General features: G+C 71.8%; 1 protein-coding gene. It reads left to right on the forward strand.

Annotated elements, in window-relative coordinates; all coding sequences use genetic code 11:
- Positions 1-46: 46 nt before the first annotated feature.
- Positions 47-3,003 (forward strand): NACHT domain-containing protein (locus AC08OU_RS19375; RefSeq protein WP_476605474.1); only part of this gene is annotated, 2,957 nt, incomplete at its 3' end.

Raw genomic sequence — 3,003 nt, forward strand, 5'->3', positions numbered from 1 at the left:
CGCTACGTTGCCTCGCGGCTACGCAATCGGGCGCTGGGGGCGACTGGTGAGTGGTGTCGAGGCGATCTTGAAGGCTGGCTCGGCGGTGGCGACCGCGGCGGTTCGGCGGCTGCTGGCCGATCGCCGCTCCCGTCAGGAGCGGGCTTTGCCGCTGTCGGAGCTGATCAGCCGTCGGTACCAGGACGGGTTCGCCGCGCGCCGCGCGGCGCGGGCGGTCGAGCAGATCGCCGACACCGTGGCCGAGCGGCTGACCCATGTCGGCCGCGGGGCGGGCGGGCTGGCCGAGCATGAACGGCAGGCGGCGCTGGAGACGGTGGTGCAGGCGTTCACCGTCGTCGGCGTGTCCGACGAGGCGTTGTGGACCGCCGACGCTGACCCGGCGGCGCTCGCCAAGTTGATCTATGACCGGGCCGGGCCGCTGATCCGCAGGGCCGAGCTCAATCCGGCCGGTCGGCGGTTCTTCGACGCGGTGCTGCGCGAATGCTGCACCGCCTACGTCGAACTGATCATCCAGCTCCAGCCGTTCCAGGCCCGAGCGCAGCAGCAGTTTCTGCTCCGGCTGTCGGACGTGAGCCAGCAGCTGGACGATCTGCTCGCCCGGGTGCCGGTACGCAGCCTCGACGCGCCCAGCGGCACGGACCGGGACGCCGAGTTCGGCCACCGGTACCTGACCACGGCCGCCAGAACATTGGACGGGGTGGAGCTGTTCGGTATCGACACCCGCCGGGTCCAGGTCCGGCCCGCGGTGAGCATGGCGTACGTCAGCCTGTCGGTCACCGTCGACGAATCCCGGCCGCGCCGACCGGGTCGGGTACGAACCTGGCAGCCGGGTGTCTTGCGCGAGTCCGGCTCGCGGCAGGCGACCGACCACGGTGAGGCGACGATGCGGATCGAGCAGGCCCTGGCCGGCGGCGACCGTACCCTGCTGCGCGGCGAGGCCGGGTCGGGCAAGACCACGGTGCTGCAGTGGCTGGCGGTCACCGCCGCCCGCAGCGGGTTCACCGCCGACCTGGCCGCCTGGAACGGCTACGTGCCGTTTCTGGTACGGCTGCGGTCCTACGCCACCACCGACCTGCCCGGCCAGGACGACCTGGTCAAAGCCACCATCGCGGCACTTGCCGGGCTCGCCCCTCCCGCCTGGGCGCACCGGCAGATGACCACCGGGCGGGCGCTGCTGCTGGTGGACGGGGTCGACGAGCTGCCCACGGCACGCCGCCCCGCCGTGCGGCAGTGGCTGGCCGAGATCCTCGCGCTCTACCCGTCCATCCCGGTCGTGGTCACCTCCCGCCCGGCCGCCGCCGCCCAGCGGTGGCTCACCAGCGAGGGGTTCACCGCGACCATGCTGGAACCGTTGCGGCCGCCGGACACCCGCGCGTTGATCAGGCACTGGCACCAGGCAGTGCGCCACCTTGCGGACCTGCCCTGCGCCGTGGACGAGCTGGCCCGCCACGAGCGGGAGCTGATCGGCTGGCTCGACGCCAACGCCCACCTGCAGGCGCTGGCCGCCAGCCCGCTGCTGTGCGCGATGCTTTGCGCGCTCAACCTCGACCGCGGCACCCACCTGCCCAGCGACCGGATGAGCCTCTACGCCGCGGCCGTCGACATGATGCTGGAACGCCGCGACGCCGAACGCGACATTCCCACCGCCGGTACCCTGCGCCTGAGCAGCCCCGACAAGCTGCACCTGCTGCAGCACCTGGCCTGGTGGCTCACCCGCAACAACCACGCCGAAACCTCCCGCGCCGCCGCAGTGGACTGCCTCACCGAGCGCCAGGCGGCCATGCAGATCCCACACCCCGCCCAGGAGGTGTACGGACACCTCCTGGAACGCAGCGGCATGATCCGCGAACCCGTCGCCGAACGGGTCGACTTCGTACACCGCACCTTCCAGGAGTACCTGTGCGCCCGCGAGGCCACCGACCGCAACGACATCGGCGTCCTGACCGACAAGGCCCACCTCGACACCTGGCGCGACACCATCATCATGGCCGCCGGGCACGCCAACACCACGCAACGGACCGAACTCCTCGGCGACATCCTCGACCGGGCGGAGCGCGAGCCCGCCAACCGCCGCAAGCTGACCCTGCTCGCCGCCGCCTGCCAGCAGACCATCCCCTCCCTGGAACCCGCCGACCTGCGAGAGCGCCTCGACCGCGCCATCGACACCCTGCTCCCACCGCGCCGCCGCAACGAGGCCCCCACCCTCGCCGTCGCCGGCCGGCCCATGCTCGACCGGCTCCCCACCGACCTGGCCGACCTGTCCACCGCCGCCGCGGCGGCCACCGTCCGCACCGCCGCCCTCATCAACGGACCCGCAGCCCTCGACCGCCTCGCCGGCTACGCCCATGACCCACGCGGCGAGGTTCAACGCGAGCTGATCGACTGCTGGCGGTACTTCGACCCCCACGACTACGCCAACCAGGTCCTCGCCGACGCCCCCCTCGACGACGGATGGGCCACCGTCACCAGCAGCCCGCTCCTGCCCGCCACCCGCCGGCTGCACCACCTGGCACACCTTCGGGTGAGCCTGTCCGAGCCGACCGACCCCGCCGACCTCGACGACGTACCCGCCCTGACCGAACTGGAACTATGGGAAGGCGCCACCACCAGCCTGCACATCCTCCACAAACACCGTCACCTGCGTGACCTGTACGTCAGCCACAGCGGAGCCGGTCGAGACCTCGACGAGATCGCCGGCCTCACGGCATTGGAGTACCTGAACTTCTCCCGCCATCCCGGCATCACCTCGCTGGAGCCGTTGACCCGCCTGACCGCGCTCCGGTCGCTGATCATCGGCTCGATCGCAGCCGTCCACGACTTCACGGTTCTGGCCAACATGCACAACCTCACCTGGCTCCTGCTCCGCGGTGCCACCGTGACCGACCTGTCGGCCCTGCCCAGACTGGCCGAGCTGACCCACTTCGGCCCATTCGCCTCCACCGCACCCGCTGATGGGCTCGCGGAGCTCGCCGCGCAGGCCCCGCACCTTGAGGCGCTGTGGCT

The organism is Frankia sp. CcMO1 (assembly GCF_977945845.1).